The organism is Ruminococcus sp., from assembly GCF_017650195.1.
In the GTDB taxonomy this organism is placed as follows: Bacteria; Bacillota; Clostridia; order Oscillospirales; family Ruminococcaceae; genus Ruminococcus.
Genome location: NZ_JAGCFH010000074.1, coordinates 1 through 5,254, shown reverse-complemented (window position 1 = coordinate 5,254; position 5,254 = coordinate 1). Strand labels below are relative to the sequence as shown.

At 42.0% G+C, this 5,254-nt stretch carries 7 protein-coding genes; 5 read left to right on the top strand and 2 right to left on the bottom strand.

What is annotated here, in order from left to right; translation table 11 throughout:
• Nucleotides 1-1,750 (bottom strand): glycoside hydrolase family 9 protein (locus J6U00_RS03010; protein ID WP_296578654.1); only part of this gene is annotated, 1,750 nt, incomplete at its 3' end.
• A gap of 115 nt (nucleotides 1,751-1,865) precedes the next feature.
• Nucleotides 1,866-2,792: a leucine-rich repeat domain-containing protein gene (locus J6U00_RS03005; protein WP_296578652.1), complete on the bottom strand. Its 927-nt coding sequence runs from the start codon at nucleotides 2,790-2,792 to the stop codon at nucleotides 1,866-1,868.
• Nucleotides 2,793-3,067: 275 nt separating this feature from the next.
• Here J6U00_RS03005 and J6U00_RS03000 point away from each other — a divergent pair, with 275 nt between their 5' ends.
• The 5 genes from J6U00_RS03000 to rplT all read left to right on the top strand — a co-directional run.
• Nucleotides 3,068-3,298: a hypothetical protein gene (locus J6U00_RS03000; RefSeq protein ID WP_296578649.1), complete on the top strand. Its 231-nt coding sequence runs from the start codon at nucleotides 3,068-3,070 to the stop codon at nucleotides 3,296-3,298.
• A 41-nt stretch (nucleotides 3,299-3,339) separates the two neighbouring features.
• A complete protein-coding gene (locus tag J6U00_RS02995; RefSeq protein WP_296578647.1) occupies nucleotides 3,340-3,987 on the top strand; it encodes a stage II sporulation protein R in 648 nt (215 codons plus the stop codon).
• Nucleotides 3,988-4,179: 192 nt separating this feature from the next.
• Nucleotides 4,180-4,704, top strand: a complete 525-nt coding sequence (infC, locus tag J6U00_RS02990; RefSeq protein ID WP_296578644.1) for a translation initiation factor IF-3 — start codon at nucleotides 4,180-4,182, stop codon at nucleotides 4,702-4,704.
• A 36-nt stretch (nucleotides 4,705-4,740) separates the two neighbouring features.
• Nucleotides 4,741-4,944, top strand: a complete 204-nt coding sequence (gene rpmI / locus J6U00_RS02985) for a 50S ribosomal protein L35 (protein WP_031561753.1) — start codon at nucleotides 4,741-4,743, stop codon at nucleotides 4,942-4,944.
• A 67-nt stretch (nucleotides 4,945-5,011) separates the two neighbouring features.
• On the top strand, nucleotides 5,012-5,254 hold a 243-nt coding region (rplT, locus tag J6U00_RS02980), incomplete at its 3' end, for a 50S ribosomal protein L20 (RefSeq protein WP_296578639.1).

Sequence of the window (5,254 nt, the reverse complement as noted above, 5' to 3'; positions counted from 1 at the left end):
TGCTGGAACCACTTCCATAAACTCGTTTCTCGTCCTCAGGTGGGAAGTTTGGAGTTATAGCCATATCGTCAGTGCCGAAATAAGCGTAGAGACCTGCTGCCGCTGCTGGGAGGCATGCATTGTAGTCAATTGTTACTTCGTTTTCTGTCCAGTCCTTTGTAGCGTCGTCGTGACTGTCACTTGCATCTGGACCGCCTGCGAGAGCACCCCAGAGGATATGCTTCTGCTCACGTGGATCCTCAGCCATGAGGAGTCCTGAAGCGGCACGGTGGTGTGGATTCTTTACAGAAATATCGCTGTATCCTACGATGAAGCATCTAGGACCGTGAGTACCGTTCTTGCCTGCAAGGACGGTGTATTTTTCTTCTTCCTTGAATGTGATGTCGTTGTCACCGAGGATATAATCCATCTGCTTCTTAGCCCATTTGCTCCATTCGCCTGGCTTGTTTTCGTTATTGTACTTATCATAGAGGAGGCATATCAGCTGCATTGCAGTGTTATATCGGCAGCTTCCCCATGTATTAAGCCATGCGAAGCCCTGCTTGGTTTCGTCCTGTTTCCATGTTTCAAGGCACTTACCAACACAGTCATTGTCCCAGAAGTCATCAAAAACATATTTGTTCTTGCCCTGAGCATCTCTTATCTTCTGAACGAGATCGAGTTCAGGATGTTCCTGGTTTACAACTGCCCACATAAGACCAGCACCAGCCCACATATCATTCCAGCAGTAGCACCATCCTGAGGGAGCGTAATAATCAAATATCTCAACAGCGTAGTCAAAGCATGATTCATCACCGGTTACGATGTACATCCATGCTGCTGCCCAGCAGTAATCATCTTCCCACTTTGAGGAACCATAGAACTGTCCTGGGCCGTCTCCGTTATCAGAAAGTTCCTTGGGATTATCATTGGCAAACTTCCAGAGAGCCTTAGCATATTTGAGAGACTTTTCAGCGTATTCTTCATCAGTATCCTTGAAGTTGAGGTAGTTAATTGCGAGCGAAGCACATGCAGATACGACGTAGTCTGTCTGTGGCTTGTCCGCTGTCAGGAAGAAAGCGGGACGAGGCATAGAATCGACTTCCGGACTGTTCCATATAGCATGGTCGATGCCACCGTCGCCAACCTGATAGCAGTGTGCGATTACAGTACCATCCTCGTCGAGGAAAGTACACTTCATGAGGTAGTCGTTGAAATGACGAAGGATAGTCTCCATATGGGCATCCTGATCGAGTTTCTTGAATACATCACGATATTCATAGTAACCCCAGCCCAGAGTTGCTGCAGAGTAGTTTTCAGGCATACCGAATTCAACGTGGTCGCCTGCATCATGGAAACCTCCGGCAACGTCTATTGTTCCGTCACCGTCTGGGTCGAGGACATCCTTGTACTTTGCCATGAATTCAGCGGATAGGTTAGTTCCGCCCTTGCTGTTCTTGTTGCCCTCCTTGTCCCATTCGATCATAGGAACATGAGCGTCATAAGTGTGGCAGTTGCCGCGCCATGATAGGCGAGAGTCCGCATCTACAGTGTCACCGCACATATTTGCGTCGTAAAAGTAGAGCGAATACTGAAGTGCACGTGCGTAGTCGATATCGAGACCAGAGTCTGTAACGACTTCACTTATCGGAGCGCAGAATTGCTGCTCTGCTTCTTTGTCAGCCGCATCCGAGAAAAAAGTTCCTGTTCCGGATACTGCTGCCATGACAGCACACGTAATTGCAGCCATGGATCTTTTGAGTTTTTGCATTGGTTATCCCTCCAAAAATATAATCAAGTAATTATTGACCGAATCATTATGCTATAAAACCACATACTGTTACAATAATAACATGTTTTTTAGAATAATGCAAGCTATTTTTTGCTCATTTTCGGCCTTTTATATTAATTTTAGCTTTTGAACTTAACAAGTCTTTTCGTTTGAAAAAAATTATTGCAAGAGCAGTAAGTATTATTACGATTATGATTATGACAGAGGGGATGCTGATCGGAACTCTTTCTCCGCTGATGCGCTGTATCGCGAATGCTTGTACAGTATCAGACGCATCATTAAAAGTTATATGATTATCCCGGGCATAAGTATGAACAGCTGAATCTTCATCTCCTAGCAGCATAAACATATCTGATACTTCAGCTCCGTTTTCACCAGGGATATATCCTAACGCGCATATCCCTATATTGCTTACAGAAGGTGGAACATATATCCCTTTAAGTGAAGAGCACATGTAGAATGAACAGTCTCCGATGTTTATCAGTTTGTTTCCTAATGAAATGTTTTTGAGTGATGTGCAGCCAGAAAAGCAAAAATCTCCGATTTTTTCAACATCTTCAGGAACAGTGATACTCACAAGAGATATACAGCTGCGAAAACATGATTCAGGCAAAGCGGTAAGTGTTTCTGGCAGTGCTGCTGAGTTTAATTCAGAGCAGCCACAGAAACATCCCATTCCGATATCTGTTACTGAATCAGGAATACTTATATCTTCAAGCGCTGAACATGCATAAAAACTGTGATGTCCTATTTTTTGGATCGTTTCAGGAAGGTCAATGTGCTTAAGAGTTGAACACTCATAAAAAGCGTTGTCACGAATCTCTACAACCTGGCATCCTTCTATGGTTTCGGGGATATCTATATATACTGGTTTACCCTTATATCCAGTGATTGTTGCTTGGTTGTTTATGATAGTGTATTCATACTGCATCTCGGTTGCACAGATCACCTCCTTAGGATTAATGCTCAATGAGAGTGTCATCATTATTGTTGATGCAATAGCGAAAACTGTTTTCTTCATTTTATCAACTCCTTTTTGTACGATTTTATAACATTTCTTTATCAAGGTAAAGACTAAGATGATGACATTTTTCGAAAATAATACCTGCTTTTTGGCATATTAACTCTAGAAGGTGAGAAATGCTACAGGAAAATCTATCGTTTCAAATAGGAAATTGACGTATTTAAAATGATATTTTTTGTTGATATAGCACAGTTCTAATAAAAATGAAAGTATTGAAACGAGGATAAAAAGGTGATAAAATGTAGCAGACTTCAGAAAGGGGGAGTCAGTTTATGAAATACTCAAAGCATTGTCCTAAATGTGGAAGCTATGATATTCTGTACGCAAAAGGATATACTGGAGGATATGGTTCAGGAAGCAATATTATGTATGGTGTTACCATTTTTTCCGCTGTGGATGTAGACAGGTATATTTGTGGTAATTGCGGGTATGTTGAGCATTTTGTCAGAAAACCGGATATAGAGAGGCTTAAAAAGAGCAAAAAGGTTAAACAGTACGAATAAACTTATTCTACTTGCCAATACTGCCCTGTGAGGTGATATTGATGAGAAGAATAATTGAACTTATATCTGTATCGGCACTTGTCCTGACAATACTTATATCCAATACAGTCGGATTCATCAGTGACGGAATGGCTCTGGAGAGACTTAGAGGGAGCGTACTCAGACTTCATATAATAGCTGATTCGGACAGCGAATATGATCAGCAGCTCAAGCTTTTTGTAAGAGACGCGTTACTTGAAAGCGGAATACTTGCTGGAGCAGAAAGTAAAGAGGAGGCTGAATGCATTGCGGAAGATAAGCTTGCAGATATAGAACGAATTGCACAGACGGTTCTTCGCGCTAACGGATGTAATAAGAATGTAGTAGCACAGTTAACAGATGCCGAGTTCGATGCCAGACAGTACGGTGATATTACGATGCCTGCCGGGAAATATCGTGCATTGAGAATAAATATAGGTTCAGCTCAGGGACACAACTGGTGGTGCGTGATGTATCCTTCGCTTTGTGTTCCGGCTGCGGTTGAAGTTACAGATGATAAGCAGACTGAGCTCGCATGCTTTGATAATGAAGAGCTGGATATTATGTATGAGCCGGAAAAATACGAGATTCGTTTTGCCATATGGGACAAAATTAAAGAGGTTGGCAGGAGTTTAGCTGTACATGCTGACGAAAATGAAGAGCGCGCTTGACATTTTCAGGGATACAGTATATAATATTTGAGTAAACAAAGCAGAACTACCCGTTCTCACCGTGAGGCTAAGCTTAAACGGTCAATATGTGAGTAAGGATTCATGATATTTTTCATTTATCTTTATACGTGTATTGTAGTGAGTGCAGGTAATTCCGCACTCACTTTTGTTTTATTTTATAACCGGAGGTGCTTGAAGATTAGCAAACAGGAACTGCAGATCAACGAAGATATCCGAGATAAAGAAATACTCGTAATCGACGCTGATGGAACTAAACTTGGAACGATGTCCGCTAAGGATGCTCAGAAATTAGCCTTTGATCAGGATCTTGATTTAGTTAAGATCGCTCCGCAGGCAACACCACCCGTATGTCGAATCATGGACTATGGAAAGTATTGCTTTGAGCAGGCTAAACGTGAAAAGGAAGCAAGAAAGAACCAGAAAGTGGTTTCTATCAAGGAGATAAGAATGTTCTCAACGATAGATACTCACGACTTTGAAACAAAGGTCAATCAAGCTGTCAAGTTTTTACAGAGCGGAGATAAACTTAAAGTTTCAGTAAGATTCCGTAAAAGAGCTATTGCTCATCCGGAACTTGGCTCTGAACTGCTCGATCGCTTCAAGGAAGCTCTTTCAGACGCAGGTACTGTTGATAAGCCGGCTAAAATGGAAGGACGCAGCATAGTAATGTTCGTTAATCCAAAAACAAATAAATAAGAACTGACCTGTTCTTAATCAAGGAGGATATTAACAATGGCAAAGGTTAAGGTTAAAACTCACTCAGGTGCTAAAAAGCGTTTTAAGATCACAGGAACTGGTAAGGTAAAGTACCAGAAGACTAACAAGAGACACAGACTTACACAGAAGGATACAAAGCGCAAGAGAATAGCTCGTACTGCAGGTGTTGCAGGCAGCGCTAATGCTCCTACAATCAAGAAGCTCGTTCCTTATATGTAATCAAGGCGGAGCTTTCCGCAAAGTTTTGAGCTAATTCCCGTAATTTTAATTTTGGAGGTAAAAGACTATGGCACGTATTAAAGGTGCAATGATGACTCGTAAGAGAAGAAATAAAGTATTAAAGCTCGCAAAGGGCTACTGGGGCGCTAAGAGCAAGCACTTCAAGATGGCTAAACAGGCTGTAATGAAGTCTGGTAACTATGCTTACATTGGAAGAAAGCAGAAGAAGAGACAGTTCAGACAGCTCTGGATCACAAGAATCTCTGCTGCTGCTAAGCTCAACGGCATGAACTACTCAACATTCATGAAC